Here is a 26,445-nt window from a genome sequence, read left to right on the forward strand (position 1 = left end):
CCGTTGGTGTAGGTGTGCACCTGGCCCGCCCGTAGGTCAGAAGTCCGCCACCAGAAGCCGGTAGCCGACGTCGACGGCGTCGAGCGCGAGCAGGTCGGCGTGCCGGTCGTGCCAGCGGCCCGTGGCGAGGTCGTCGGCGAGCCTCGCCAGGCCGGGAGCCAGGGCGTCCTCCCCGGTCTGGGCGAGCAGGGAGATCCCGGCGCGCACCTGGGGGTCGAGGTAGGCGTGGGGGCGGCGCCAGTACGCCGCGCCGAAGCCGTCCGCGCAGTCGTGCGGGACCGGGACGGTCTCCTGTCGCGCCCCGCCGAGCAGCGCGGCCAGCCGTTCGGTCGGGACGGCGCGGGTGTCGTCGTGGGCGGCGGCCCGGGGGAGGTAGTCGCGCACGAGCCAGAACCGCTCGCGGAAGACCTGCTGGTCCCAGGTCAGGACGACGATACGGCGGCGGGCGACCCGGCGGAGTTCGGCGATGCCGGCCGCGAGGTCGGTCCAGTGGTGGACGGTCAGCAGCGCCATGACGGCGTCGGCGGCGGCGTCGCGCAGCGGAAGGCGCTCGGCGACCGCGCACACGGCGGGCGCGGATCCCGGTGGCCGCTGGGCGAGCATGATCCGGCTGGGTTCCACGGCGAGAACCGTGTGCGCCGGCTCGTAGGAGCCGGTGCCCGCGCCCACGTTGATCACATCCGTGGCGTCACCGAGCGCGGTGTGGATCCGCGCGGCGATGCGGGCGTCCGGCTGCCGGGTCCGGCTGTACGTCGTGCCGAGCGAGTCGTAGACGGTCATGCCCCTCAGTAAACTCCTGAGCAGCCCATATAACGTATGAGCGGGTGCAGGGGCGCTCGCCGACCCCCTCCGGAACACGTCCGTAAGAAAGTTCGTGAAGTTCTTCACAAGGAATTCTGTCCGGTTGGACGACTCGACTGCCCCGGTTGGCCCTTCCGGGGTCTCGGCGGGGCCCGGAGCGTGCTCGGCGGGGTGGTACGCGAGTGATTCGGGGGAGTTTCGGGAGGGTGTCGGCGAGGTGTGGTCCAGGGGGTCCGCTGGGGTAGAGCGGCAGCTCACGCGGCCTTGACAACGGGGCGAACCGACCCGTGGTTCCCCGCCCGCGGAGTGACCTGGATCATGCGAGTCGCGGAGGATAACACACCCCCCACCGAAGCTTGTGAAGGGGCGCACGAGCGACCCCCCAGGGGCAGGTGGATACTCGATGGCATGAGCACCACGGAGCGTCCCAGGATCCTCGTAGTAGGCGGTGGGTACGTAGGCCTGTACGCAGCTCGGCGCATTCTCAAGAAGATGCGCTACGGCGAGGCGACCGTCACGGTCGTCGACCCCCGGTCGTACATGACCTACCAGCCCTTCCTCCCCGAAGCCGCCGCCGGCAGCATCTCCCCGCGGCACGTCGTCGTCCCGTTGCGACGCGTGCTGCCGAAGGCGGAGGTCCTCACCGGCCGGGTCACCACCATCGACCAGGACCGCAAGGTCGCCACGATCGCCCCCCTCGTGGGCGAGGCGTACGAGCTGCCTTTCGACTACCTCGTCATCGCGATGGGCGCGGTCTCCCGCACCTTCCCGATCCCCGGCCTCGCCGAGCAGGGCATCGGCATGAAGGGCATCGAGGAGTCCATCGGCCTGCGCAACCACGTCCTCGAGCAGCTCGACAAGGCCGACTCCACCACCGACGAGGAGATCCGCCGCAAGGCGCTCACCTTCGTCTTCATCGGCGGCGGTTTCGCCGGTGCGGAGACCATCGGTGAGGTCGAGGACATGGCCCGGGACGCGGCCAAGTACTACAACAACGTCTCCCGCGAGGACATGCGCTTCGTCCTCGTCGACGCCGCCGACAAGATCCTCCCCGAGGTCGGCCCCAAGCTCGGCCAGTACGGCAAGGAGCACCTGGAGAGCCGCGGGATCGAGATCTACCTCTCGACCTCGATGGACTCCTGCGTCGACGGCCACGTGGTGCTGAAGAACGGCCTCGAGGTCGACTCCAACACGATCGTCTGGACGGCCGGCGTCAAGCCGAACCCCGTTCTCTCCCGCTTCGGCCTCCCGCTCGGCCCGCGCGGTCACGTCGACGCCCAGCCGACCCTCCAGGTCACCGGCACCGACTACATCTGGGCCGCAGGCGACAACGCCCAGGTGCCCGACATCGCCAGCCGCAAGGCCGGCGTCGAGAACGCGTGGTGCCCGCCGAACGCCCAGCACGCGCTGCGCCAGGCCAAGGTCCTCGGCGACAACGTGATCTCCGGTATGCGGGGCTTCCCGCAGAAGGAGTACTCGCACGCCAACAAGGGTGCGGTGGCGGGCCTCGGCCTCCACAAGGGCGTCGCGATGATCGTCATGGGCAAGGTGAAGATCAAGGTCAAGGGCCGTCTCGCCTGGTACATGCACCGCGGCTACCACGGTCTGGCCATGCCGACCTGGAACCGCAAGATCCGCATCTTCGCCGACTGGACGCTCGCGATGTTCCTCAAGCGCGAGGTCGTGTCGCTCGGCGCCATGGAGAACCCCCGCGAGGAGTTCTACGAGGCCGCCAAGCCGGCGCCGGCCCCGGCCGCCGCCGCGAAGACCGAGGAGAAGGCCAAGGCCTCCTGACCCCCGGTCTCCTCTGAAACACGCCCGAAGGGGCCGCTCGCCATCCGTGGTGCGGGCGGCCCCTTCGGCGTTCCCGGCACACCTTCGTACATGGTGGCTACACCTGTTTTGCCTACTCGTAACGCTCAAGCAGGACTGCGACCGGGCCTGGCCGGTGTTTACGTAGTGATGGACAATGTCCGGGATCCGTTTCACGGAGGTGTGCGCCATGGCTGATGCCGCGCTGCGGCTCAAATCCCTCTTCGAACAGCTACTGGGAACCCCCATCCGGGTGCGCATCCGCGCCTGGGACGGTTCCGTGGCAGGGCCGCCCGATGCGCCGACCCTGGTCGTACGCAACCGCCGCGCCCTGCGCCGACTCCTCTGGAAGCCCGGCGAACTCGGCATGGCGCGCGCCTGGGTCTCCGGCGACCTGGGCATCGAGGGCGACCTGTACGCGGCCCTCGACGCGATGTCCGAGCTGGTGTGGGAGCGCGGCGACGACGCCCGCACCCTCGCCCAGGCCCTGCGCGACCCCGAGGTGCGGTCCGCCGTACGCGGACTGGTGAAGCTCGGCGGGCTCCCGCTGCCGCCCGCCCCGCCCCCGGAGGAGGTCCGCCGCAGCCGCGCCCACCTCCACACCAAACGCACCGACAAACGCGCCATCAGCCACCACTACGACGTCGGCAACGACTTCTACGAGATCGTCCTCGGCCCGTCCATGGTCTACTCGTGCGCCTACTGGGAGTCCCCGGACGGCACCCTGGAGGACGCCCAGCGCGACAAGCTCGAACTCATCTGCCGCAAGCTGGAGTTGACACCCGGTCAGCGACTCCTCGACGTCGGCTGCGGCTGGGGTTCGATGGCGATCCACGCGGCCCGCGAGTACGGCGTGAGCGTCGTCGGCGTGACCCTCTCGCAGGAGCAGGCCGCCTACGCCCGTAAGCGCGTCGCGGGCGAGGGACTCACCGACAAGGTGGAGATCCGGGTCCAGGACTACCGGGACGTCAGCGACGGGCCCTACGACGCCATCTCCTCCGTGGGCATGGCCGAACACGTGGGCGCCGAGCGGTACTTGGAGTACGCGGGGGTCCTCCACTCGCTGCTCAAGCCCGGCGGGCGGCTCCTGAACCATCAGATCGCCCGCCGCCCGCACCGCGACGAATCCTCGTACCACATCGACGAGTTCATCGACTCCTATGTCTTCCCGGACGGCGAACTCGCCCCGATCGGCACCACGGTGACCCAGTTGGAGCGAGCCGGCCTGGAGGTGCGCGACGTCGAGGTGATCCGCGAGCACTACGCGCTCACCCTGCGCCGCTGGGTCGTCAACCTGGAGGCGGAGTGGGCCCGCGCGGCCAAGCTCGCCGGAGCCGGTCGTGCCCGCGTCTGGCGCCTGTACATGGCGGCCTCCGCCCTCGCCTTCGAGCGCAACCGCATCGGCGTCAACCAGGTCCTGGCCGTCCGTACCCCGGACTCCGGCGACTCCGGCATGCCGCTGCGCGCCCGCACCTGGAACTGAGCACGCGCGGCAGAGAACAGAAAGGGGCCCCGTTCCACACCGGAACGGGGCACCAACTCATTTACCGCTACTCGGACTTGATGGCCGACAGCATGTTCAGCTTCGCCGCGCGCCGGGCCGGCCACAGGGCCGCGAGGACGCCGACCGTGCCCGCCAGGAGCAGGAAGAGCGCCATCCGGGCCCAGGGAAGGACCAGTTCGTAGGTCGCCATCTTCGCGCCGATCAGCTCACCGGCCGCCCAGCCGAAGAAGACTCCCAGACCGATGCCGAGCACCCCGCCGAAGAGCGAGATCACCAGGGACTCCAGGCGGACCATCCGCTTGATGCCCTTGCGGTCCAGGCCGATCGCGCGCAGCATCCCGATCTCCTGCGAGCGCTCGAAGACCGACATGGCAAGGGTGTTGATGACCCCGAGGACCGCGACGATCACCGCCATGGCGAGCAGGCCGTAGACCATGTTGAGGATGAGCGTGAAGACCTGCGCGATGCTGTCGGAGAGGTCCTTCTTGTCCTGGACCTTGACGGCCGGGTTGGAGCCGAGGGCCTTCTCCAGTTTGTCCTTCGTCGCACTCGACGCGCCGTCAGCGGTCTTGACGAGGATCTGCATGTCGGCCGGGTCGGTCTGGTGCGGGGCGAGCGTCGCGTTGTCGAGCATGATGCCCCGGATCACCGCGTTGCCCTCGTAGACCGCGGAGACGGTGAGCTGCTGCGCCTTGCCGTCCTCGTAGTGCGTGGTGAAGGTCGAACCGGCCTTCCAGCCATGGGACTTGGCGGTGTCGTCGTCCACGACCACCTGTGTGCCGGCGACCTTGAAGGTGCCGCTGTCGACCTTGAGGTCGGTGAGCTTTCCGATGGCCGAGCCGTTGACCCCGGTCAGGAACTCGGTCGTGCCGTCGATGCGCGAAGGGGCGTTGCGCAGCGGGCTGCTGGCGGTGACGCCGGACGTGGTGGTGAGGGTCTTGTCGACGTCGGGGGAGAGCTGGTTGCCGTTTGCCATCGAGACGATGTAGTCGGCGCTGATCGCGGACGAGGCCATCTTGTCGATCGCCTGCTGGAGGCTGCCCGCCATCACCGTCATGCCGGTGATGAGGGTGAGGCCGATCATCAGCGCGGAGGCGGTGGCGGCCGTACGGCGCGGGTTGCGCACCGAGTTCTGGCGGGCCAGCTTGCCGGAGATCCCGAAGATCCGCAGGGCCGGTGCCGCGGCCGCGATCAGCGGGCGGGACAGCAGCGGGGTCAGGATGAACACCCCGATGATGAGGAGTACGGCGCCGATGCCCATGGGGGCCTGGCCGTCCGAACCGTTCATCGTCGTGGCCGCGATGACGACGGCGATGCCCGCGCCGGAGAACAGCGCGCCGAGCGTGTTGCGCAGCACCAGCGACTTGGTGGTGGCCGTCGCGTGCACGCTGCTCATCGCGGCGACCGGCGGGATCTTCGCGGCCCGGCGGCCGGGCAGCCAGGCGGCGAGCATGGTGATGAGGATGCCGACCGCGAGGGCGCTGAGCACCGTGCCCGAGGTGATGACCAGCGGGCCGTCCGGGACGGTCGCGCCGATCGTGCCCATCAGGGCGCGCAGCCCGGCGCCGATGCCGATACCGGCGACCAGACCGGCCACCGCGGCGATCGCGCCGACCACGAACGCCTCCAGCAGCACCGACCGCGTGACCTGCCGCCGGGAGGCGCCGACCGCGCGCAACAGGGCCAGTTCCTTGGTGCGTTGGGCGACCAGCATGGTGAAGGTGTTGGCGATGATGAACGTGCCGACGAAGAGCGCGATCCCCGCGAAGACCAGCAGCCCCTGCTTGAGCCCGCTCATCGAGGAGGCGATCGTCTCGGCCTGGTCGTCGGCGAGCTTCTTCGCGGTGGTGGTCTCGGTCTGCCCCTTGGGCAGGGCCAGGTCCAGCTGCGACTTCAGCGCCGCCTGACTCGTCCCGGCCGCGGCCTTCACATCGATCTCGTCGTACGTCCCCGCCTTGCCGAACAGCTTCTGCGCGGTCGCCGTGTCGAAGAGGGCGAGGCTGCCGCCGGCGGCGACATTGCCGTCGTCGGTGGTGAAGATGCCGGTGATCTTCGGGCTCAGCACCGGCCCGTCGACCGAGAGACGCACGGTGTCGCCGACCTTGTACCCGGCGCGCTTGGCGGTCTCGGAGTCGATGGCGACCTCACCCGAACCGTGCGGTGCGGCACCGGACTTGAGGGGGTAGCGGGCGTCCTTGTCCCCCCAGTAGTTCCCGCCCTCCGACTGGAAGCCGCCGCCGATGAGCTTGCCCTTCTTGTCGGCGATCGCGGTGAAGCCGTTCACGACACCGGTCGCGGACGCGGCGCCCGGCACCTTGGCGCTGGTGTCGAGCATGGCCTGGGTCAGCTCGGGCGTCTTGCCGACCGCGTCGCCCTTGCTGTCCTGGGACTTGGCCCGGACGGCGACGTCGACCTGGTCGAAGCCCTTGGCCGAGCTGTTCTGGAAGGCGTTCGAGATGGTGTTGGTGAAGACCAGGGTCCCCGACACGAACGCGACGCCGAGCATCACGGCGAGCACGGTCATGAGGAGCCGGGCCTTGTGCGCGAGTACGTTGCGCAAGGCGGTTCGGAACATGGGTCTACTCAGTCCAGGGGTACGAGGGGTGAGCCGGGCGGCGGAGTCGGGAGCCGGAGCGGCGAAGTCGGCTGCCGGGGCGGTGAGTTGAGGGGCCGTCAAAAGGCCTAACTGGTACGGCCCTTGGCGTCGAACCGCTTCATCCGGTCCAGCACCGAGTCCGCGGTCGGCTCGTAGACCTCGTCGACGATGCGTCCGTCCGCGAGGAACACCACCCGGTCCGCGTACGCAGCCGCCACCGGGTCGTGGGTCACCATGACCACCGTCTGCCCCAACTCCCTTACGGAGTTGCGGAGAAAGCCCAGCACCTCGGCGCCGGAGCGCGAGTCGAGGTTTCCGGTCGGCTCGTCGCCGAAGATGATGTCGGGGCGGGAGGCCAACGCCCGTGCCACGGCGACGCGTTGCTGCTGGCCGCCGGAGAGCTCGGACGGCCGGTGCTTGAGCCGGTCGGAGAGACCGATCATCCGGATCACCGAGTCCAGCCACTCCTTGTCGGGCTTGCGGCCGGCGATGTCCATGGGGAGCGTGATGTTCTCCAGGGCCGTCAGCGTCGGCAGCAGGTTGAACGCCTGGAAGATGAAACCGATCTTGTCCCGGCGCAACTTCGTGAGCTGCTTGTCCTTCAGGGAGCCCAGCTCGGTGTCACCGATGCGCACGGAACCGGACGAGAAGCTGTCCAGGCCGGCCACGCAGTGCATCAGGGTGGACTTGCCGGACCCCGAGGGGCCCATGATCGCGGTGAACTCGGCCTGCCGGAAGGCGATCGAGACCCGGTCGAGGGCGACCACCTGGGTCTCGCCCTGTCCGTAGACCTTGGAAAGATCCGTGGCACGCGCGGCCACTGAGGTGGTCCGGTCGGCGATGGGGGTGGTGGTCACGGAAGGCGCTCCTGTCGGGACGACGGTGTTGCTGGGGACGTGTCCCATCCTTCCGGCCCCGCCCCGCCGTGTAGTCAGCCGCTGTTCCGGTTCCGAGGACAGCCTCCAGTCGGACTGCGCTCGACGCTGTCATACCTGGGGATGAGGACCGCCCCCGAGACCCGCTTACGTCAAGAACCGGTGGAGCACCCTCGTTCGGGCGGTGAAATTCCGTCATTCCGCACACGCGCTCCCAGACCGCGCGCAAGGCTATTGGCAAGTGCTGATGGCTCTTTCCAGGGTCTGATGAACCCTCAGACATCAATAAAATAAGACAACATCGGTCCGCCTGCCCGCTGTTGGGGAGACGTGCCCCGATAGGCTCGTGACTTCGATGCGGAGCCCACGGCCTGCCCGGATGGTGGAATGCAGACACGGCGAGCTTAAACCTCGCTGCCCCTTCGCGGGCGTGCCGGTTCAAGTCCGGCTCCGGGCACCATCGCGGTTACTGGGTGTGACCAGCGGGAACGGTGTGTCGCTTGTGAGCGCACATCGGCCCGAGGTCGATCTGTACCGGCTCCCGCTTCCCGACGACGCGGTCGACACCGTCGTGTGCGCCCTCGCCCTGGAGCACATCCCCGAACTGGCCCCGGTGCTCGCGGAGTTCGCGCGTGTCCTGCGCCCCGGCGGACACCTCAGGATCTCGGACGCCCACCTGGTCTCCTATCTCCGGCCGACCCTGGCCCGCCGTCCCGGGCTGACTCCGGGACCGTTGACAGGTGGCCCGCGCGGTCGGAGACTTGCCCTAACAGGTATGTGAAGTAAATTTCACCTGACGAACGAATCGTGACTCGGGACTCACGGCTCAAGACTTGCGGCTCGCGCTCGAAAGGGAACCCCCGATGCGTACCACCGTCGGCATCATCGGAGCCGGCCCCGCCGGACTCCTCCTCGCCCGGCTGCTGCACAACGCCGGTATCGACTCGGTCGTCCTGGAGAGCCGCGACCGTACCTACGTCGAGCACCGCCAACGCGCCGGAATCCTGGAGCAGGGCACGGTCGACGTACTGCGCGCGGCCGGCGCCGGTGAGCGGATGGACCGGGAGGGGCTGCGGCACGACGGGATCGAGCTGCGGTTCGACCGGAAGCGGCACCGCGTCGACTTCCCGGCCCTCACCGGCGGTCGTAGCGTCACCGTGTACGCCCAGACCGAGGTGTGCAAGGACCTGATCGCCCTTCAGCTCAAGGAGGGCGGCCCGCTGCTGTTCGAGGCGGAGGCGCTGGCCGTCGAGGACGCGGACACCGACCGCCCCCGCGTCCGTTTCCGGCACCAGGGCCGTGAGGACGTCCTCGACTGCGACTACGTCGTCGGCTGCGACGGCTTCTGGGGCATCGCCCGCACCGCGATCCCCGCCGAACTCACCCGCGTCTTCGAACGGTCGTACCCCTACGCCTGGCTCGGCATCCTCGCCGACGTCGCCCCCTCCCACGACGAGCTCGTCTACGCCCGCCACGACCGCGGCTTCGCCCTCCTCTCCATGCGCTCCCCGTCCGTCTCCCGTCTCTACCTCCAGGTGGCGGAGGACGCCGACGCCGAGAGCTGGGGCGACGACGCCATCTGGGACGAGCTGGAGCGCCGCTTCGAGACGGACGACGACTGGCGGCTCGACCGCGGTCCCATCACGCAGAAGTCCGTCACCCCCATGCGTTCCTACGTCCACGAGCCCATGCGGCACGGGCGGCTCTTCCTCGCCGGGGACGCCGCGCACATCGTGCCGCCGACGGGGGCGAAGGGCCTCAACCTCGCCGTCGGCGACGTCGTCACCTTCGCGAGGGCACTGACGTACAAGAAGGAGACGGGGAGCGACGAGCGGCTCGACCGGTACTCCGCGACCTGTCTGCGGCGGGTGTGGCAGGCCGAACGGTTCTCCTACGACATGACGAGCCTCCTGCACCGCGCGCCCGACGCGACACCCTTCGAGGGGCGGCTCCAGCTGGCCCGCCTGGAGCGGATCGCGTCCTCGCGCGCGGCCGAGACGGATCTCGCGGAGGCGTACACCGGGTTCCCCTTGGATGAACTTGGATGAACAGGGGGACGGGCGGGGATAAGGGGCCTCTAAGGGGGGCGTCACGGGTTGGTACCAGTGTTCACAGGGGGTGTGGTCCACCGCGTACCGTGGCAGGACGAGGGGAAGATCCTCCCCAAGAGGTAGGGTCAATCCTTTGCCTACCTATTACTCTTGAGGCCAAGGCCGCGCGAGGCGGCCATGGAGGAGTGAAATGAGGAGCAGAAACCCGGTCTTCTCGCGACGGGGGTTCAGCCGCGACAACGGCTACGCGGGCTTCAACACCGCGCCGCAGGCCGGGGGCCCCGCCGTAGGTACGCAGGGCAACCCGTACGCGGGGGGCAACCCCTACGCGCAGAACCCGTACGCCCAGCAGGACCTGCAGCAGGGCGCACCGCCCCAGGCCCCGGCCACCACCGGCCGGATGACCATGGACGACGTCGTCCTGCGCACCGGCACCACTCTCGGCACGCTGATCGTGACGGCCGCGCTCGCCTGGGCGCTGCTCCCGGTCGACGACGCCAACCTCAGCCGTTCGTACGGCATCGGGATCGGCGCCGCGCTGATCGCGATGGTCCTGGGGTTCGTCCAGTCCTTCAAGCGCAAGCCCGTCCCCGCGCTGATCCTCTCGTACGCCGCCCTGGAAGGCGTCTTCCTCGGCGTCGTCTCCAGCGTCGTCGACAACCGCATCGCGAGCGGCGCGGCCATGCAGGCCGTGATCGGCACGATGGCGGTCTTCGCCGGCGTGCTCATCGCGTACCGCGCTGGCTGGATCCGCGTCAACCGCCGTTTCTACGGCTTCGTGATGGCGGCCGCGCTCGGCTTCATCCTGCTGATGGCCGTGAACCTGCTGTTCGCGGTGTTCGGCGGCGGTGACGGCCTCGGCTTCCGCAGCGGCCCGCTCGGCATCTTCTTCGGTGTCATCGGCATCATCCTCGGCGCGTGCTTCCTCGCCCTCGACTTCAAGCAGGTCGAGGACGGCATCGCCTACGGCGCGCCCAAGGAAGAGGCCTGGCTCGCCGCCTTCGGGCTCACGCTGACGCTGGTGTGGATCTACATGGAGTTCCTGCGGATCCTCTCGATCCTCAACAGCAACAACTAGCGGTAGCGGCTGCGCCGGCAGCCGCGGTGACGTGCGCGAAAGGGCCCCGGGTTCGTTCCCGGGGCCCTTCGTCGTCTCGTGGTCATGTCTGCGGTGCGCGCCTAGAGCAGTTTGCGCGCGGCCCTCCTCAGGTCGTACTCGTGAATGATCGCCTTGGCGTGGCCGTACGCGAGGTCGTGCTCGGCGCGGAGCCAGCTGACCTTCTCCTCGAAGCGGAAGAGGGCGGGGCCTTCGTCGACGGTGCGCAGCCAGTCGGACACTTCACGACCGGTGCAATGGGGGATGCGGGCGAGCATGTTGCGGTGGGTCTCCTGGGAGAACACTTGGGACATCGGCGCCTCCGGACGCATGGGGTGTAAGCCGGTCCTTCAAGTCACCGTGCCTGAGCGTTCGCCCGTTGGCAACAGTCCCGGTACGGCGCGTAGTCTCGCGGCGTGGTGGATACGACGCGGTTGACTCAAGCGGTGGATCACTTTGCGGACCGGCTCAGGGCTGCGCCGCAGAGCCGTTTGCAGCGGGGCGCTGCCGCGGAGGCGCTGGCGCTGGCCAGGGAAATGACTCGGCGGGCGCAGTTGGTGGAGGAGCCCGGGGTGGAGCCTCGGGAGATGCCTGACGCGGGGATGTTCGCCGCGGCGGATCAAATCACCGTTGCCGTACATGACTTCGCGCTCGTGTTGGTGAATGACGCCGAGGTTGATGAGGCGTTGGGGTTGGTTGCGGAGGCGCAGAAGAGGGCGGGGGTCTGAGGCTGCGTTGGCGGCTGCGGGCGCGTTGTGGCTGGTCGCGCAGTTCCCCGCGCCCCTGAGGGGGTTCTGTTGTGGGTTGGCTGCGGGTGGGTCGTGGTTGCTCGCGCCCACGCGGCGGAGCCGCAAATTGACACAGCCCCGCGCCCCTAAAAACTCAGGCCCGCCGTGTCTTTCGGGGGCGCGCAGCTCTCCGCGCCCCTGAAAACTGGGCCCGAGTTACGAAGGGGCGCGGGGAACTGCGCGACCAGCCCCCACCGGCCCGCGCTCGAAAACGAACCGGCGCACCCCCGAGAAATCAGAGTGACGCTATGACCCTGTCCGCCAGGATGTAGACGTTCTCCTGGCCGCACGCGAAGGTCAACGTGTAGGCGCCGGAGACACCCGAGCCGCCCAACAGGAACGGGGTTTCGCCCGCACGGAGCGCCGCGGCGAGGCGTTCGGCGGTTTCGCGGTGGCCCGGGGTCATGCAGAGGGTGGTGCCGTCGGCGAAGACGTAGACGTCGAGGGTGCCGAGGGGGCCGGGGCGGACGTCGGCCAGTTCTACGGCGGACTCGGCGAGTTCCTCCAGCGTTGCCACCGTGCGTTCGTGGTCGTTGGCGACCGGTGACTGGGCCGGGACGAAGTCCGGGTGGGACGGGTGGCGGCGGCGGGCCGCGGCCAGTTCGGGGGACTCCCCGGCGAACTCGTCGGCGTCCGTGAACGGCTCGGTGACCGGCTCCAGCGGTTCGAGGCCCACGAAGTCGCTCTGGCGGGGCAGGAACAGCTCGCTGTCGGGCAGACCCAGCAGGGTCGGCACCTCGGTGTCGCGGGACTCCTGGGCGGCCCAGAAGGCCCGCGCCTCGGCCAGTTCCCGCTCCCGCTCCTCGGCCAGTGCCTCGGCGACGGCGGCGCGTATCTCATCCGCGTCGGTGTGGGTGCGGGCGGCGGGCACGAGCGCCCTTACGGCGGCGGCCCGGCCCTCGGCCAGTTCGGTGTGCAGGGCCGCTACCTGGCGACGCAGCACCAAGAGGGTGCGCAGGACGGCGACGCCCACGGCGCCTGTGGCGGCCGTGGTGAGCAGCAAAGCGATCGGCATGGCGCTCACTGACGTACTCCCGGTTCAAAGTCGACCCCCGACTTCCTACATCAGCTTGAAGGGCGGACTAACCAGCTGTCAGTGCGTAACGTCACGAAACGGGCAGGACTTTGGGCCCGATGTTTGGTGGTGAAACGGTCCTGACCTGGGAAAATCCCTCTCCGAAGGGAGATAGGTCACATCCTGGGGGAGATTGGATCACAAATCGGCCCAGAACCCAGGTGGTTACTGGGTTCCGGGCCTGAAGGTGACGCAAAGTTCCCGTGCGATTACGGGGAGTTGGTCATCTCGTTGGTCAGCTGAGGCGCTCGATGACCATCGCCATGCCCTGGCCGCCGCCGACGCACATCGTCTCCAGACCGAACTGCTTGTCGTGGAACTGGAGGGAGTTGATCAGCGTGCCGGTGATGCGGGCGCCGGTCATGCCGAAGGGGTGGCCGACGGCGATCGCGCCGCCGTTCACGTTCAGCTTCTCCAGCGGGATGTTCAGGTCGCGGTAGGACGGGATCACCTGGGCGGCGAACGCCTCGTTGATCTCGAACAGGTCGATGTCGTCGACGGTGAGACCGGCGCGGCCGAGGGCCTGCTTGGAGGCTTCCACCGGGCCGAGGCCCATGATCTCGGGAGAGAGGCCGGAGACACCGGTCGACACGATCCGCGCCAGCGGGGTCAGGCCCAGCTCGCGGGCCTTGGTGTCGCTCATGATGACGACCGCGGCGGCGCCGTCGTTCAGCGGGCAGCAGTTGCCGGCGGTGACCAGGCCGTCGGGGCGGAAGACCGGCTTGAGGCCGGAGACACCCTCCAGGGTGACGCCGGCGCGCGGCCCGTCGTCCTTGCTGACGACCGTGCCGTCGGGCAGCGTGACCGGGGTGATCTCGCGCTCCCAGAAGCCGTTCTTGATGGCTTCCTCGGCGAGGTTCTGCGAACGGACGCCGAACTCGTCCATGTCCTGGCGGGTGACGCCCTTGATCCGGGCGAGGTTCTCCGCGGTCTGGCCCATCGCGATGTACGGGTCGGGGAGCAGGCCGTCCTCACGCGGGTCGTGCCAGGTGGAGCCCTCGGACGCGGCGGTGGCGGCGGTGCGGGCCTGCGCCTCTTCGAAGATCGGGTTCGTGGTGCCCGGGAGGCCGTCCGAGCTGCCCTTGGCGTAACGGGAGACCATCTCGACACCGGCCGAGATGAAGACGTCGCCCTCGCCGGCCTTGATGGCGTGCAGGGCCATGCGGCTGGTCTGCAGGGACGAGGAACAGTAACGGGTGATCGTGCAGCCCGGCAGGTGGTCCATGCCCATCTGTACGGCGACGATCCGGCCGAGGTTGTAGCCCTGCTCGCCGCCGGGGAGGCCGCAGCCGAGCATCAGGTCCTCGATGAGCTTCGGGTCCAGCTCGGGGATCTTCGCGAGGGCGGCCTGGATGATCGTGGCGGTGAGGTCGTCGGGGCGCAGGTCCTTGAGGGAGCCCTTGACGGCGCGGCCGATGGGGGAGCGGGCGGTCGAGACGATGACGGCTTCGGGCATCACGGCTCCATTGGCGTTCGTACGGTGTGATGTGCGGGGCTCCTTGGGAAGTTACCCGTACGTATGGCACAGGTCACGGGGATCGCTGTGTGACCCTGACCGCAATTGTCTAAGCGCTTGCTTGGGCCTCCGGCGGTAGAGCGGGCCAGTGGTGCGGCTGGGTCGGGGCGGACGTCCCAAGGGGCTCCGCCCCCCGGACCCCCGACCTATGCCCACCCACCACCCGACTCGGTGGGTCGAGAAGCGCGCCGGCCCCCAGCCCGTCCGGCGGACGACTGGCGCGGGCGTCCCTGGGGGCTGCGCCCCCAGACCCCCATCGGCCTGAACGGCCTCGTCCTCAAACGCCGGACGGGCTGGAGGGTGCCGGCTCCGGGATCTGCACCCCCGGGCCCATCCGGGCCTACGCCCGCCCACCGCCGGTCTCGGCCGGTCGAGAAGTCGCCGAGACGGACGAGTGGACCGGCGACGCCTCCGGCATCCGGCGTCGCTTCCGCCGCTTCAGCAGAGCCCACGGCCCCCGCGGCCCCGTAGGCATCGCCGCCGTGACCTCCGTGCCCGGCTCCGAAGCCGCCTCCGCGGCGGCCCGTGCCACCGGGAGGAAGCCCTCGCGGCGGGACGCGTCCGGGCGGTCCTCTTCCGCCGGCCAGAGGCCCAGCGCCGCGCAGACGGTCGGGAGGACCGCCATCGCCGCCGTCGCGTAGCCCTCCGCCGAGGGGTGGAAGTTGTCCGGGCCGAACAGCTCGCGCGGGTTCGCCGCGAACTCGGGGCCCAGCAGGTCGCCCAGCGACACCGTGCGGCCGCCCTGCTCGACCGTGCCGATCGTCTGGGCCGCCGCCAGCTGCCGGGAGGCCCGGCGGGCCAGCCAGCGCAGGGGCTGCTGGACCTGTTCCACCGTCCCCAGGTCGGGACAGGTGCCGACGACCACCTCGGCGCCGGCCGTGCGCAGCCGTCGTACCGTCGCCGAGAGGTGGCGGACCGAGCGGGTCGGGTGCATGCGGTGGGTGACGTCGTTCGCGCCGATCATGATCACGCAGACGTCGGGGACCCGGGAGGTGTCCGCGAGGGCGAGCGCCACCTGGCGGTCGAGGTCGTCGGACTGGGCGCCGGGGAGGGCCACGTTGCGCAGTTCGACCGGGCGTTCCGAGACTGCCGCCAGGCCCGAGGCCAGCAGCGCGCCCGGGGTCTGGGCCGCCCGGTGCACGCCCTGCCCGGCGGCCGTGGAGTCGCCGAGCATGGTCAGCCGGATCGGGGGTTCACCCGGGGTGTCGTAGACATGGCCGTACCGGCCGTCCGCGCTCGGCACATGGTTGCTGCCCGGCGCATGGCCGTTGCCCACATGGCGCTTCACGAAGCGGACCTCGGCCAGCACCAGGCCGACGGCCGCCGCGCCCACCAGTCCGACCCCGCCACCGCCGTACGCCGCACCGGCCGCGATCCGCCGGGCCACCCGCGCCCTCGACATCTTCGTCATACGCCGCCGCCACCTCCTCTGAGCCGTCACCCACTCCTTGCCCCGAACAGCACGTCGCCCAATCTCAACAGGCGGTGAACGTCATTTCCGGGCCTTAGGCTGGCCAGACCATTCACGACACTTCTTTGCAGCAACCGGAGACAACGGTGCAATTCCACGACTCGATGATCAGCCTCGTCGGCAACACCCCGCTGGTGAGGCTCAACAGCGTGACCGCGGGCATCCAGGCGACCGTTCTGGCCAAGGTGGAGTACTTCAACCCCGGCGGGAGTGTGAAGGACCGCATCGCCCTGCGCATGATCGAGGCGGCGGAGCAGAGCGGGGCGCTCAAGCCCGGCGGCACCATCGTCGAGCCGACCAGCGGCAACACCGGCGTCGGCCTGGCCATCGTCGCCCAGCAGAAGGGGTACCACTGCATCTTCGTGTGCCCCGACAAGGTGTCCACCGACAAGATCAACGTGCTGCGCGCGTACGGCGCCGAAGTGGTCGTGTGCCCGACCGCGGTGGACCCCGAGCACCCGGACTCGTACTACAACGTCTCCGACCGGCTCGTTCGCGAGACGCCGGGTGCCTGGAAGCCGGACCAGTACTCCAACCCCAACAACCCCCTCTCCCACTACCACTCGACCGGCCCCGAGCTGTGGGAGCAGACCGAGGGGAAGATCACCCACTTCGTGGCGGGCGTCGGCACCGGCGGCACCATCTCCGGCACCGGGCGCTACCTCAAGGACGCCAGCGACAACAAGGTCCAGGTCGTGGGCGCCGACCCCGAGGGGTCCGTGTACTCCGGCGGGTCCGGGCGGCCGTACCTCGTCGAGGGCGTCGGTGAGGACTTCTGGCCGACCGCCTACGACCGGACCGTCGCGGACGAGATCGTGGCCGTGTCCGACAAGGACTCGTTCCAGATGACCCGGCGGCTGGCCAAGGAGGAGGGGCTGCTCGTCGGCGGCTCCTGCGGGATGGCCGTCGTCGCCGCGCTGCGGGTCGCGGAGCGGCTCGGGCCGGACGACGTGGTCGTGGTCCTGCTCCCCGACAGCGGGCGCGGCTACCTCTCCAAGATCTTCAACGACGAGTGGATGGCCGACTACGGCTTCCTCGAGGACGAGGGTCCCAGCGCCCGCGTCGCCGACGTCCTCAACGACAAGGTGCACGGAGCCATCCCGTCCCTCGTGCACATGCACCCGGACGAGACGGTCGGCGAGGCCATCGAGGTGCTGCGCGAGTACGGCGTCTCGCAGATGCCGATCGTGAAGCCGGGCGCCGGTCACCCCGACGTCATGGCGGCGGAGGTCGTCGGCTCGGTCGTCGAACGCGAGCTGCTGGACGCCCTGTTCACCCAGCGTGCTTCCCTGACCGACCCGCTGGAGAAGCACATGTCGGCCCCGCTGCCGCAGGTCGGCTCCGGTGAGCCGGTGGGCGACCTCATGACCGTGCTCGGCGCCGCCGACGCCGCGATCGTCCTGGTCGAGGGCAAGCCGACCGGTGTCATCAGCCGGCAGGACCTGCTGTCCTTCCTCGCCAAGGGCGGGAAGCAGTAGGAAACGTCCGGTGAACGGGCCGTGACGGCGGCGACTTTGCGGTTGCCCACCCAAACGGTGGACTTCGTTGAAGTGGTACGAGCGCGTCACGTCCACGCAGCACCCGCTTAACACGGGTACGGCAGATTGATGGATGTCGGCAGGGCGGGAGCGGCTCCCCGCCTCGCCGACACAAAAACGGCGTCACGGACCTCCGGAGCGGCTCCCGGACCTCCACCGACGCCTAGGACGCGCACGCCCGGCCCTGACCCGGCACGCGTCCCTCGCGGGGACCGCCGTCGTCCCGCCCTCCCGGCAACGGGGGGTGCGGCGGTCCCCGCGCATAGCTTTTCTACGGCCCTGTAGTGGCCCAACTCCCCAGCACGTGACCGGCGTTGGTGCCCCCACAGGGCCCTGAAATCGCCAGGGACGCTCAGTCCTCCCACTCGCTGTCCTGTGAGGACTTCCCGCGTCGTACGCCTCCGAACAATCCCGGATTCGTGCGTGCCGCCTGTACCGCGTTCACCCCGACGATGCCGGCCCAGGCCACCAGGAGTCCGGGGAGATGGGCGATGCCGCCGCCGATCGCGGAGAGCGGGATCGCCAGCACCATCGAGACGATGCCGAAGCCGAACCGCTCGCCCCACGAGTCGGTGGGCTTCGGCCCGCCGCGTGAGCCGCGGGCGACCACCATCTGCTGCTCGGCCATCTGCCGGCGCACCCGGCGCTCCACCGCGCCGTCGATGCGCTGGTCGACCTTCTCCAGGAACGAGTCGACCAGCGCCGACTCGTACTCGTCGCCCAGCTCCCTGCGCGCCTGCAGGGTGGCGTTGAGTTCCTTCTTGAGTTCGGCGTCGTGCGCGTCCATTCCCGTCATGCGACTCAGATTAGGGAGCGGTCGCGCCCGCTGCACTGGGGATAGCCCCCCTGTTGGAAGTCGGGTTCACCTGGAGCACCCCGAGCGACTCCAGCACCCTGCGGTGGGCGTGCTCGACGCCCGTGATGCGGACCTCGATACCCCGGTCGCGCAGCTCGCCCACCGCGTCCTTCAGCGCGAGCGCGCCCGTCGCGTCGACCGCCGTGAGGCCTGACAGTCGTAGGTCTACGGCCGTCACGTCCTGGACGTCGGCCAGGCTGCGGCGGAAGCGGTGGGCGGCGGCGAAGAGGAGCGGGCCGTCGAAGCGGTACGTCACCGTGCCGGAGGCGGTGTCGGGGAGTTCGGCCGGGGTCAGGCGCGTGCCGCGCATCGCCGCGCGCAGGGCCAGCAGGACCGAGACGCCGAGGCCGATGAGCACGGCCCGCACCAGGTCCAGGGCGAGGGTGCCGGCCGCCGTGAGGACCAGGACCAGGGCGTCCCCGTGCGTCGAGCGGGCCATCGCGCGGACCGCGTCCGTCTCCACCATGCGGATCGCCGTCGCCAGCAGCACTCCGGCCAGTGCGGCCAGCGGGATACGGCCCACCAGGGGTGCCGCGACCGCGACGATCCCGGCGAGGATCACGGCGTGCGCGAGTGCGGCCAGGCGGGAGGTGGCGCCTGTGCGGACGTTGACCGCCGTGCGGGCGATGGCGCCTGTCGCCGGGACGCCACCGAAGAGCGGGGCCGCGAGGTTGGCGATGCCCTGGCCGAAGAGTTCCTTGCCGGGGTCGTGGCGTTCGCCGGGGCGCATCGCGTCCGCGACGGAGGCGGAGAGGAGGGACTCCAGGGCGGCCAGCGCCGCCACCGCTGCGGCGGGGAGGAGCAGAGTCGGGATGCGGGAGACGTCCAGGAAGGCGAGGGAGGGGGCCGGGAGCGAGGCCGGGAGTGTGCCCAGGCGCGTGACGTGCAGGTGCAGGGCCTCCGAGACGACCGTCGCCACGCCAACTGCCGCCAGGGAGAAGGGAACCGTCGGTTTCCAGCGCGCCCCGGCCAGCATCAGCGCGGCCGAACCGAGGGCCAGGAGCAGGGCCGCCCAGTGCGGGGTCGCGTCGAACTCCTCGACCGCCCTTGCCGCGACCACCGCGACCTGGTCACCGCTCGGGGTGGGCACGCCGAGCGCGGACGGCACCTGCTGGAGCCCGATCACACACGCGATGCCGATGGTGAAACCGGCGATCACCGGCGCGGGGACGTACGCCATCGCCGCCCCCGCGCGGGCGAACGCGAGCCCGAGGAGCATGACGCCGGCGATCAGACCGACCGTCAGGACGCCGTTCGCGCCGTACTCGTGGACGATCGGGACGAGGACGACGGTCATCGCGCCGGTCGGCCCGCTGACCTGGCGCGCGGAGCCGCCGAACAGCGCGGCGAGCGAGCCCGCGACGATCGCGGTGATCAGTCCGGAGGCCGCCCCGAGACCGGACGTGACCCCGAAACCGAGGGCGAGGGGGAGTGCTACGACGGCGACGGTGAGGCCGCACAGCAGGTCGCGGCGCGGGGCGCGGGTCATGGTGCGGAGGTCGGCGGTGGAGGGCAGGACGGAGAGCACGCCGTTCATGGGCATGGGCACGGGTTTCTCTGCAGAGGGGGGAACGCGCTTACGGCAGTGGGGAGTTGGGGGCTACGGCAGCAGGGACACGAGCCCCGTGTCGAGGTCGAAGCGGGCCGCGACGACATGCGCGGAGGTGAAGGCGGGGTCCGCGCGGATCGCGTCTCGTACCCAGGCCGTGTGGGCGGTCATCGTGTGCTCGGCCCAGTCGCCGGGCAGCGCCCGGGTGCGGCGGGCGGCCGGGCTGATCTCGTCCACGAGGAGCGCGAGATGTCCGGGGACGGGCGTGCCGGTCTCCAGGTGCGCGAGGGTCGCCGCCACCGCCCCGCAGCGCTCGTGGCCGAGCACCAGCACCAGGGGGATGCGCAGTTCCTCGACGCCGTACTGGATGGACCCGAGCACCGCCTCGTCCAGGACCTCGCCGGCCGTCCTTATGCACAGCAGGTCGCCGAGGCCCTGGTCGAAGACCAGCTCGGGCGGCACCCGGGAGTCGATGCAGCCGACGATCACCGCGAACGGGTGCTGTGCGGTGGCCAGTTGGTGGCGCAGCCGACGGCTCTCGTCCGGGTGGCGGGAGTGGCCGGTGGCGTAGCGGCGGTTGCCGTCCAGGAGTTCGGCGAGCGCGGCGGGGGCGGTGGTCGGGTGGGGGTGTGGGCCGACGGCGGCGGTGGCGGTCGCGGGGGTGGCGGCCAGCGCGCCGACGGCGGTGGCCGTCAGAAAGGCCCTGCGGTTCGAGGCCATGCGTTTCCTCAGGTGGTGAGAGTGAAATCACCCTACGCATTCGATCAGTTACCGAAAGTGCCGATTTAACGACACTTGACTGATCCCTCGTCAGATCATCGACCGGTCATCGACGGGCCATTGCATCGACCGGCGACTACTTCGTGATGCCGTGCTGCTTCGCGTACGTGTTCGCCACGTCCTCCGGGTCCTTCTTGTCCTTGTCCACCTGGCGGTTCAGCTCGGTGAGCTGGGCCGTGGTGAGGAGGTTGCCGACGCGGGCGAGCGCCTTGCGGACCGTGGAGTCGGCCACGCGGTCGGCGATGAGCGGCACGATGTGCTGGCTGGGGATCAGGGTCTTGGGGTCGGTCAGGACGACCCAGTCGTTGGCCTTGATGTCGGTGTCGGTGCTGAACAGGTTCGCCACGTCCACATCGCCCTTCTTCAGGGCGCCCTTCACCAACGGCCCGTCGGAATCAAGGGACTTGAACTCCTTGAACTCCACGCCGTACACGTCCTTCAGTCCTACGACGCCCACCTGACGGGTCTTCACCTCGGCGGAGGCGCCGAGGGTGAGCTTGCCGTTGTGCTTGGCGAGGTCGGCCAGCGTGGTGAGGCCGTACTTCCTGGCGGTCTCGCGGGTGACGACGAAGCAGTCCGCGTCCTCGGCGATGCCGTAGGGCAGGACCTGGAGGCCGGAGGGGAGGGCGAGGGTGAGGGCGTTCTGCATCTCGCCCGCCTCCGCGACCTTGGACTTGGGCTGGAGGTAGGTGAGCAGGGAGCCCTGGTACTCGGGGAGGAGGTCGATGTCGCCGCTCTTCAGGGCGGGGAAGACGATCTCGCGGGTGCCGAGGTTGGGGCGGACCTTGACCTTCACGCCGGCCGCTTCGAGGGCGGCGGCGTAGAGGTAGCCGAGGACCTGGTTCTCGGTGAAGTTGGCGGTGCCGATGGTGACGCCGTTCTTGCTGGAGGCGTTGCCGGCGCCGGCGGATCCCCCGCCGTCGAGCGAGGTGACGCCGCTCGCGCAGGAGGACAGGACGGGGACGGCGACGGCCGTTCCGGCGAGGGCGCCGAGGAGGGTGCGACGGTTCATTTCGGGTTCCCTAGTCGGGTCGGGTGAAGTCTGTAGTGCCCCGAGGGGCAGCGCGCCCTGAAGGGGCGCGGGGCCGTGCCGATGTCCGGCTACCGCCGCGATGGGGGTCCCCCCGGTCGAGCGAAGCCGAGAGTGGGGGAGCGACCAGCCACGACGAAGCCGCAGACGATCGACGGCATATCGAGCGAAGGGCTCACGCCGTGCGATGACGGAAGAGGAAGCGCTGAAGCCCGGAGAGACCGAGGTCCAGCACGATGGCGACAACGGCGACAAGCACCGCCCCGCCCAGCACTTGCACAAGATCCCGCTGGGCGAGTCCGTCGAAGACGAAGCGGCCCAGGCCGCCGAAGGAGACGTACGCGGCGACGGTCGCCGTGGAGACCACCTGGATGAGGGCGAGGCGCAGGCCGGTCATGATCAGGGGGAGCGCGAGCGGCAACTCGACCTGGAACAGGACCTGGTGGCCGCGCATGCCCTGCCCGCGGGCCGCGTCCTTCACGTCCGGGTCCACGGCGGTCATGCCGGCGTAGGTGTTCGTCACGATCGACGGGACCGCGAGGGCGACCAGCGCGATGTACACCGGCCACATGGACAGGCCGCTGGCCAGGAAGACGAGGACGACCAGGCCCACGGTCGGCAGCGCGCGGCCGAAGGACGCGAGGTTGATCGCGAGGAACGCGCCCTTGCCGGTGTGGCCGATCAGCAGGCCCAGCGGGAGGCCGATCGCGGCCGCGATGAGGGTGGCGAGGAGCGAGTACTGGAGGTGCTCGGCGAGGCGGTGCGCGATGCCGTCCGAACCGGCCCACTGGGAGCCGCTGGTCAGCCACTTGCCGAGGTTCTTGAAGAGTTCGTACATCTCAGGCTCGCCGCCTCTTCCACGGGGTGAGTACGTACTGGAGGCCGACCAGGGCCGCGTCCGCGACCACGGCGAGCAGCAGGGTGAGGACCACGCCCACGATCACCGGGGTCGGGAAGTCGCGCTGGAAGCCGTCGGTGAAGAGCTGGCCGAGACCGCCGTCGCCGATGTAGGTCGCGACCGAGACGAGGGAGATCGACATGACCGTGGCGATGCGGACGCCCGCCATGATCACCGGGAGCGCGAGGGGGAGTTCGACGGTGAGGAGCGTGCGCAGGGGGCGCGTGCCCATCGCCTTCGCCGCCTCCTTCGTCTTCGCGGGCACCGAGTCGAGGCCCTCGACCGTGTTCCGCAGCAGCACGACCAGCGTGTAGACCGTCAGGCCGATCACGGTGGTGGTGCGGGTGAGGCCGCTGATCGGGAGCAGGAGCACGAAGATCGCGATCGACGGGATCGTGAACAGCACGTTCGACAGGCCGAGCAGGAAGCCCCGGAGCGGGCGGACCCGGTGGGCCACGACCGCCAGCGGGAGCGAGATCAGCAGGCCGAAGAAGACGGCGGTCATCGCGGCCTGGAGATGCGAGAACGTGAGGCTGGTGAGGTCGTCTGTGTGGTCGCCGATCCACGACCAGTCGACGGTCATGCCGCCACCCGCGCTTCGGCGTGGGCCTGGCCCGCGTGGGTGTGGATGTCGTCGCGGGACGACACGCCGGTGAGGACGCCGGCGGCGTCGACGCGGGCGATCAGGCCGTTCGGGGAGGCGACGGACTCGTTGAGGGCGGCGAGCAGGGAGTCGCCGTCCGTCAGCGGCCGTACGGGCAGCTCGACGTCCTTCGCGGCCCAGTGCAGGGGCTTGCGGGCCGCGTCCAGGACCAGGGTCCAGTTGCCGCCCTCGGGAGCCGGGCCCTGCGGGACGTCCGCGAGGGTCGTCAGCGAGAGCAGCTTGAGGCCGCGCTCGGCACCGAGGAAGTCGGCGACGAAGTCGTCGGCCGGGCGGGCGAGGAGTTCGGCGGGGGCCGCGCACTGGACGAGGTGGCCGCCGGTGCGGAAGATCGCGATGCGGTCGCCGAGCCGTACGGCCTCGTCGATGTCGTGCGTGACGAAGACGATGGTCTTGTTCAACTCCTTCTGCAGGCGCAGGAGTTCGTCCTGGAGCTGAGTGCGGACCACCGGGTCCACGGCGCCGAACGGCTCGTCCATCAGGAGCACCGGCGGGTCGGCGGCGAGCGCGCGGGCCACGCCGACGCGCTGCTGCTGGCCGCCGGAGAGCTGGTGCGGGTACCGCTTGCCGGCGTCGGCGGCGAGGCCGACGGTCTCCAGCAGCTCGGTGGCACGGGCCCGCGCTTTCTTGCGGCCGTGGCCGAGGAGCAGCGGCACGGTGGCGATGTTGTCCAGCACCGTGCGGTGCGGGAAGAGCCCCGACTGCTGGATGACGTACCCGATGGAACGGCGCAGTTCGGCCGCGTCCTGCTGGGTGACGTCCTTGCCGCCGACCTTGATGACGCCCGAGGTCGGGTCGATCATCCGGTTGATCATCCGAAGGGTGGTCGTCTTGCCGCAACCGGAGGAACCGACCAGTACGGTGACCCCGCCTTCCGGCATCTCCAGGGAGAGGTCGTGAACTGCTGTCGTGCCGTTGGGGAAGCGCTTGTGGACCGCGTCGAACTGGATCATGAGTTGTCCCTTGCCCGGCTGTATAACGTCATGCAGAGTTCTCGGTGTCTGAATAGTTTGTCAATGTCTCCGCGTTAATCCGAGGTAACGGATGACCGGCAGGCAAGATCGAGTGTCCTGATTGAGGGGAGTTTGGCGCCATATGTCGTCTCAGATGGCGGACGCCGCCGATGCGATGGTGTCCGGGAACTCCGACCTCGTCGTCCTCGACGGCGTCGGTTTCGGGGTCGCCGATGTCGTCCGGCTCGCCGACGGGGACGCCCGGCCGGTCCCCGGCACCGACGCGATGAAGCGCGCGACCGACTCCTGGGACGCGGCCCGCCAGATCGCCGCGACGGGTCGTGTCTACGGCCGCTCGACGGGCGTCGGCGCCAACCGGAACGAGGACGTGCCCACCGAGGCTGCCGCCGAGCACGGGCTCAGGCTGCTCCGCAGCCACGCGGGCGCGATCGGCGACGAACTCCCGGCCCGGGAGGTGCGGGCGATGCTCGCCGTCCGCGCCAACCAGTTGCTGGCCGGGGGCGCCGGGCTACGGCCGACGGTCGTCACGGCGCTGTGCGAGGCGCTGGAGAGCGGGGTGTATCCGGTCGTCAACGAGTTCGGGTCGGTGGGGACGGGGGATATTGCTGCGTTGGCTCAGGTGGGGCTGGCGTTGGTGGGGGAGCATCCGTGGCGAGACGTCCCGGGTGACCATGCCCTTGTGGGTGTCCCCGAGCCCCAACCCCTCGACAACAACGACGCGCTCGCCCTGATCAGCAGCAACGCGCTCACCCTGGGGCAATCCGCGCTCGCGCTGCAGGAGTTGCGCGGGCTCATCGGGGCCACGCAGGTCGTCGGGGCGCTTTCGTTGCTCGCTGTCGACGGGTCGCACGAGCCGTTCGCCGCGCCGGTGCATGCGGCTCGGCCGCATCGGGGGTCGAGTGAAGTCGCCCGGCGGATGCGGGAGTTGATCGGGGCCGCCGACCGGCCCACCCCGCCGCTCGGTCGTATTCAGGACCCGTACGGGTTCCGGTGTCTGCCGCAGATCCACGGGCCCGCGCACGACGCGGCGGACGCGTTGGAGGAGGTGCTCGCGATCGAGATCAACGCGGCTGCGGAGAACCCCTTCATCTCCGCCGAGGACATGACCGCCTACCACCACGGCGGCTTCTACCAGGCCCAACTCGCCCTCGCCCTGGACCACTTCAGGCTCGCGATCACCCAGGTCGCCCGCCTGTCGACGTCACGCCTCTCCTCGCTCAACGAACCCGCGTTCACCCGCCTCAAGCCTTTCCTCGCCGACAACGAACCCGCCTCCTCCGGCGTGATGATCCTGGAGTACGCCGCCGCTGCCGCCCTCGGCGACCTGCGCGCGTTCTCGGCTCCCGCCTCGCTCGGGCACGCTGTACTCTCCCGGGGCGTCGAGGAACAGGCCAGCTTCGCCTCGCTCGCCGCACGTCAGACACTGCGCGCCTGCCGCGCGTACCGTCTCGTCGTGGGCTGCGAACTCGTCGCCGCCGTACGGGCGTTGCGCCAGCGCGACCTGCGGCCCGACCCGGAACTCCCGGTCGGGCGTGCGCTGGAGCTGGCCGAGTCGGTGCTGGACGACGGGACGGCGGACCGGCCGCTCACGGACGATGTGACGGCGGCGGCGGGACTGCTGGACCGGTTCACGGAGATCTGGAGGGGGAGCACGTCATGAGCGTGGACGGCACTGGGGACGGGAGTACGCGTGTGGCGGACAGGAGTACGGATGTGACCGACAGCCCGGCCGGACGGCTGCAGGCGCTCTTCGAGGGGCACCGGCTCACGCCGACCCAGCGGCGCATCGCGCACAGCATGGTGCGGCGCGCCGCCGACGTGCCGTTCCTCTCCAGCGTCGAACTCGCCGAACTCGCCGGCGTCAGCCAGCCCTCCGTGACCCGCTTCGCGGTCGCCCTCGGCTTCGACGGCTACCCGGCGCTGCGCAAACACCTCCGCGAGGTCGCGCCCTCCGAGTCGGCCCCGGACACGGCGTCGTACAACGAGTACCAGCAGGCGGTGGAAGCCGAGATCGAGAACCTGAAGCACCTCTCGGAGATACTGGCCGACCCCCGCCCGGTCGCGAAGGCCGGCCGGCTGCTGGCCGCCTCGCGCCCGCTGCCCGTGCTCGGTCTGCGCGCGGCGGCCTCCCAGGCGTACGGCTTCGCGTACTTCGCCGCCAAGGTCCATCCGGACGTACGGCTGCTCAACGAGGGCGGCACGATGATCCACGACCGGATCGACGCGGCGGTGCGGGCCGGTGCCACCGCCCTGCTGTGCTTCGCACTGCCCCGGCATCCCCGCGAGGTCGTCGACACGCTGGCGTACGCGAAGGAGGCGGGCCTGACCGTCGTCACCGTCGCCGACTCGGCGTTCGCCCCGGTCGCCAAGGTCTCCGACCTGCTGATCCCGGCCGCCGTCGGCACCGGCCTCGCCTTCGACACGGCGTGCGCCCCGATGCTCCTCGGCCGGGTCCTCCTGGAGGCGATGTGCGACGACCTGCCGGACGCGCAGGCGCGGCTCGAGGAGTTCGACGCGCGGGCGGCGGCGCGGGGGCTGTTCGTGGAGTGACGGGGCCTCCGGTCCGCCGCATCG

Annotated in this window: 23 protein-coding genes and 1 tRNA gene; 10 read left to right on the forward strand and 14 right to left on the reverse strand. The window is 70.1% G+C overall.

The features are described 5' to 3' along the window. Nucleotides 1–36: 36 nt before the first annotated feature. Entirely contained in the window at nt 37–780 is a 744-nt protein-coding gene (locus tag OO70_RS45470; RefSeq protein ID WP_043685885.1) for a class I SAM-dependent methyltransferase, read from the reverse strand. A gap of 429 nt (nt 781–1,209) precedes the next feature. On the opposite strand from OO70_RS45470, the gene OO70_RS45475 reads away from it, so the two are divergent. Both OO70_RS45475 and OO70_RS45480 read left to right on the forward strand, forming a co-directional pair. Next, nucleotides 1,210–2,595 (forward strand): NAD(P)/FAD-dependent oxidoreductase, encoded by a 1,386-nt coding sequence (locus OO70_RS45475; protein WP_043685888.1) that lies wholly within the window; start codon nt 1,210–1,212, stop codon nt 2,593–2,595. Between the two features lie 208 nt (nt 2,596–2,803). Next, the gene (locus OO70_RS45480; protein WP_051742221.1) at nt 2,804–4,096 is read left to right on the forward strand and encodes a class I SAM-dependent methyltransferase; all 1,293 of its coding nucleotides are present in this window, start codon (nt 2,804–2,806) and stop codon (nt 4,094–4,096) included. A 67-nt stretch (nt 4,097–4,163) separates the two neighbouring features. Here the strand turns inward: OO70_RS45480 and OO70_RS45485 are convergent, their stop codons facing one another. Beyond that, nucleotides 4,164–6,692 (reverse strand): ABC transporter permease, encoded by a 2,529-nt coding sequence (locus OO70_RS45485; protein ID WP_043685893.1) that lies wholly within the window; start codon nt 6,690–6,692, stop codon nt 4,164–4,166. A 107-nt stretch (nt 6,693–6,799) separates the two neighbouring features. Next, on the reverse strand, nt 6,800–7,570 hold the full coding sequence (locus OO70_RS45490; RefSeq protein WP_043685895.1) for an ABC transporter ATP-binding protein: 771 nt from the start codon (nt 7,568–7,570) through the stop codon (nt 6,800–6,802). A 391-nt stretch (nt 7,571–7,961) separates the two neighbouring features. On the opposite strand from OO70_RS45490, the gene OO70_RS45495 reads away from it, so the two are divergent. From OO70_RS45495 to OO70_RS45510, 4 genes are all read left to right on the forward strand, one after another. After that, nucleotides 7,962–8,048, forward strand: a tRNA-Leu gene (locus tag OO70_RS45495). 42 nt (nt 8,049–8,090) lie between these two features. After that, entirely contained in the window at nt 8,091–8,369 is a 279-nt protein-coding gene (locus tag OO70_RS55605) for a class I SAM-dependent methyltransferase (RefSeq protein ID WP_234337094.1), read from the forward strand. A gap of 82 nt (nt 8,370–8,451) precedes the next feature. Continuing rightward, on the forward strand, nt 8,452–9,636 hold the full coding sequence (locus tag OO70_RS45505) for a 4-hydroxybenzoate 3-monooxygenase (protein ID WP_043685902.1): 1,185 nt from the start codon (nt 8,452–8,454) through the stop codon (nt 9,634–9,636). 193 nt (nt 9,637–9,829) lie between these two features. Further along, on the forward strand, nt 9,830–10,717 hold the full coding sequence (locus OO70_RS45510) for a Bax inhibitor-1/YccA family protein (RefSeq protein WP_043685905.1): 888 nt from the start codon (nt 9,830–9,832) through the stop codon (nt 10,715–10,717). A gap of 101 nt (nt 10,718–10,818) precedes the next feature. Here OO70_RS45510 and OO70_RS45515 read toward each other — a convergent pair whose 3' ends face one another. Next, complete coding sequence (locus tag OO70_RS45515) at nt 10,819–11,049, reverse strand: DUF4287 domain-containing protein (RefSeq protein ID WP_026151524.1); 231 nt, start codon at nt 11,047–11,049, stop codon at nt 10,819–10,821. Between the two features lie 132 nt (nt 11,050–11,181). Between OO70_RS45515 and OO70_RS45520 the strand changes: the two genes are divergently transcribed. Further along, complete coding sequence (locus tag OO70_RS45520; protein ID WP_043685908.1) at nt 11,182–11,463, forward strand: hypothetical protein; 282 nt, start codon at nt 11,182–11,184, stop codon at nt 11,461–11,463. A gap of 295 nt (nt 11,464–11,758) precedes the next feature. On the opposite strand, the gene OO70_RS45525 is transcribed toward OO70_RS45520, so the two are convergent. The 3 genes from OO70_RS45525 to OO70_RS45535 form a co-directional block, all read right to left on the reverse strand. Further along, entirely contained in the window at nt 11,759–12,538 is a 780-nt protein-coding gene (locus tag OO70_RS45525) for a hypothetical protein (protein WP_199827535.1), read from the reverse strand. A 295-nt stretch (nt 12,539–12,833) separates the two neighbouring features. Beyond that, nucleotides 12,834–14,054, reverse strand: a complete 1,221-nt coding sequence (locus OO70_RS45530) for an acetyl-CoA C-acetyltransferase (protein WP_043685914.1) — start codon at nt 14,052–14,054, stop codon at nt 12,834–12,836. Nucleotides 14,055–14,454: 400 nt separating this feature from the next. Next, nucleotides 14,455–15,525, reverse strand: a complete 1,071-nt coding sequence (locus tag OO70_RS45535) for an SGNH/GDSL hydrolase family protein (protein WP_043685917.1) — start codon at nt 15,523–15,525, stop codon at nt 14,455–14,457. Nucleotides 15,526–15,671: 146 nt separating this feature from the next. Here OO70_RS45535 and OO70_RS45540 point away from each other — a divergent pair, with 146 nt between their 5' ends. Continuing rightward, nucleotides 15,672–17,063 carry a cystathionine beta-synthase gene (locus tag OO70_RS45540; RefSeq protein WP_043685920.1) on the forward strand — a complete coding sequence of 464 codons (1,392 nt, stop codon included), beginning with the start codon at nt 15,672–15,674 and terminating at the stop codon, nt 17,061–17,063. Between the two features lie 412 nt (nt 17,064–17,475). Here the strand turns inward: OO70_RS45540 and OO70_RS45545 are convergent, their stop codons facing one another. The 7 genes from OO70_RS45545 to OO70_RS45575 all read right to left on the reverse strand — a co-directional run bounded on the left by OO70_RS45545 (nt 17,476) and on the right by OO70_RS45575 (nt 23,850). Next, a complete protein-coding gene (locus tag OO70_RS45545) occupies nt 17,476–17,910 on the reverse strand; it encodes a hypothetical protein (protein WP_043685923.1) in 435 nt (144 codons plus the stop codon). A gap of 19 nt (nt 17,911–17,929) precedes the next feature. Beyond that, complete coding sequence (locus OO70_RS45550; protein WP_043685926.1) at nt 17,930–19,522, reverse strand: SulP family inorganic anion transporter; 1,593 nt, start codon at nt 19,520–19,522, stop codon at nt 17,930–17,932. Between the two features lie 57 nt (nt 19,523–19,579). Beyond that, nucleotides 19,580–20,248: a carbonic anhydrase gene (locus OO70_RS45555; RefSeq protein ID WP_043685929.1), complete on the reverse strand. Its 669-nt coding sequence runs from the start codon at nt 20,246–20,248 to the stop codon at nt 19,580–19,582. Nucleotides 20,249–20,384: 136 nt separating this feature from the next. After that, a complete protein-coding gene (locus OO70_RS45560; protein ID WP_043685933.1) occupies nt 20,385–21,320 on the reverse strand; it encodes an ABC transporter substrate-binding protein in 936 nt (311 codons plus the stop codon). Between the two features lie 193 nt (nt 21,321–21,513). Further along, the gene (locus OO70_RS45565) at nt 21,514–22,176 is read right to left on the reverse strand and encodes an ABC transporter permease (protein WP_043685936.1); all 663 of its coding nucleotides are present in this window, start codon (nt 22,174–22,176) and stop codon (nt 21,514–21,516) included. 1 nt (nt 22,177) lies between these two features. Continuing rightward, nucleotides 22,178–22,819 carry an ABC transporter permease gene (locus OO70_RS45570; RefSeq protein ID WP_043685939.1) on the reverse strand — a complete coding sequence of 214 codons (642 nt, stop codon included), beginning with the start codon at nt 22,817–22,819 and terminating at the stop codon, nt 22,178–22,180. After that, complete coding sequence (locus tag OO70_RS45575; protein WP_043685942.1) at nt 22,816–23,850, reverse strand: ABC transporter ATP-binding protein; 1,035 nt, start codon at nt 23,848–23,850, stop codon at nt 22,816–22,818. The genes OO70_RS45570 and OO70_RS45575 overlap by 4 nt, the downstream gene beginning before the upstream one ends. 142 nt (nt 23,851–23,992) lie before the next feature. On the opposite strand from OO70_RS45575, the gene OO70_RS45580 reads away from it, so the two are divergent. Together OO70_RS45580 and OO70_RS45585 are read left to right on the forward strand one after the other, a co-directional pair. Next, the gene (locus OO70_RS45580; protein ID WP_043685944.1) at nt 23,993–25,531 is read left to right on the forward strand and encodes an aromatic amino acid ammonia-lyase; all 1,539 of its coding nucleotides are present in this window, start codon (nt 23,993–23,995) and stop codon (nt 25,529–25,531) included. Further along, the gene (locus OO70_RS45585; protein ID WP_051742223.1) at nt 25,528–26,421 is read left to right on the forward strand and encodes a MurR/RpiR family transcriptional regulator; all 894 of its coding nucleotides are present in this window, start codon (nt 25,528–25,530) and stop codon (nt 26,419–26,421) included. The genes OO70_RS45580 and OO70_RS45585 overlap by 4 nt, the downstream gene beginning before the upstream one ends. Nucleotides 26,422–26,445 lie beyond the last annotated feature (24 nt).

Origin of the sequence: Streptomyces xylophagus, from assembly GCF_000716435.1 — a bacterium.
Taxonomy (GTDB): domain Bacteria; phylum Actinomycetota; class Actinomycetes; order Streptomycetales; family Streptomycetaceae; genus Streptomyces; species Streptomyces xylophagus.

Bases quoted from the DNA above. Each gene is read 5' to 3' on its own strand.
- OO70_RS45575 (WP_043685942.1), bottom strand. From the start codon at position 23,850: ATGATCCAGTTCGACGCGGTCCACAAGCGCTTCCCCAACGGCACGACA.
- OO70_RS45475 (WP_043685888.1), top strand. From the start codon at position 1,210: ATGAGCACCACGGAGCGTCCCAGGATCCTCGTAGTAGGCGGTGGGTAC.
- OO70_RS45585 (WP_051742223.1), top strand. From the start codon at position 25,528: ATGAGCGTGGACGGCACTGGGGACGGGAGTACGCGTGTGGCGGACAGG.
- OO70_RS45510 (WP_043685905.1), top strand. From the start codon at position 9,830: ATGAGGAGCAGAAACCCGGTCTTCTCGCGACGGGGGTTCAGCCGCGAC.
- OO70_RS45570 (WP_043685939.1), bottom strand. From the start codon at position 22,819: ATGACCGTCGACTGGTCGTGGATCGGCGACCACACAGACGACCTCACC.
- OO70_RS45545 (WP_043685923.1), bottom strand. From the start codon at position 17,910: ATGGACGCGCACGACGCCGAACTCAAGAAGGAACTCAACGCCACCCTG.
- OO70_RS45580 (WP_043685944.1), top strand. From the start codon at position 23,993: ATGTCGTCTCAGATGGCGGACGCCGCCGATGCGATGGTGTCCGGGAAC.
- OO70_RS45525 (WP_199827535.1), bottom strand. From the start codon at position 12,538: ATGCCGATCGCTTTGCTGCTCACCACGGCCGCCACAGGCGCCGTGGGC.
- OO70_RS45505 (WP_043685902.1), top strand. From the start codon at position 8,452: ATGCGTACCACCGTCGGCATCATCGGAGCCGGCCCCGCCGGACTCCTC.
- OO70_RS45565 (WP_043685936.1), bottom strand. From the start codon at position 22,176: ATGTACGAACTCTTCAAGAACCTCGGCAAGTGGCTGACCAGCGGCTCC.
- OO70_RS45530 (WP_043685914.1), bottom strand. From the start codon at position 14,054: ATGCCCGAAGCCGTCATCGTCTCGACCGCCCGCTCCCCCATCGGCCGC.
- OO70_RS45470 (WP_043685885.1), bottom strand. From the start codon at position 780: ATGACCGTCTACGACTCGCTCGGCACGACGTACAGCCGGACCCGGCAG.
- OO70_RS45550 (WP_043685926.1), bottom strand. From the start codon at position 19,522: ATGCCCATGAACGGCGTGCTCTCCGTCCTGCCCTCCACCGCCGACCTC.
- OO70_RS45535 (WP_043685917.1), bottom strand. From the start codon at position 15,525: ATGACGAAGATGTCGAGGGCGCGGGTGGCCCGGCGGATCGCGGCCGGT.
- OO70_RS45485 (WP_043685893.1), bottom strand. From the start codon at position 6,692: ATGTTCCGAACCGCCTTGCGCAACGTACTCGCGCACAAGGCCCGGCTC.
- OO70_RS45555 (WP_043685929.1), bottom strand. From the start codon at position 20,248: ATGGCCTCGAACCGCAGGGCCTTTCTGACGGCCACCGCCGTCGGCGCG.
- OO70_RS45480 (WP_051742221.1), top strand. From the start codon at position 2,804: ATGGCTGATGCCGCGCTGCGGCTCAAATCCCTCTTCGAACAGCTACTG.
- OO70_RS45560 (WP_043685933.1), bottom strand. From the start codon at position 21,320: ATGAACCGTCGCACCCTCCTCGGCGCCCTCGCCGGAACGGCCGTCGCC.
- OO70_RS45515 (WP_026151524.1), bottom strand. From the start codon at position 11,049: ATGTCCCAAGTGTTCTCCCAGGAGACCCACCGCAACATGCTCGCCCGC.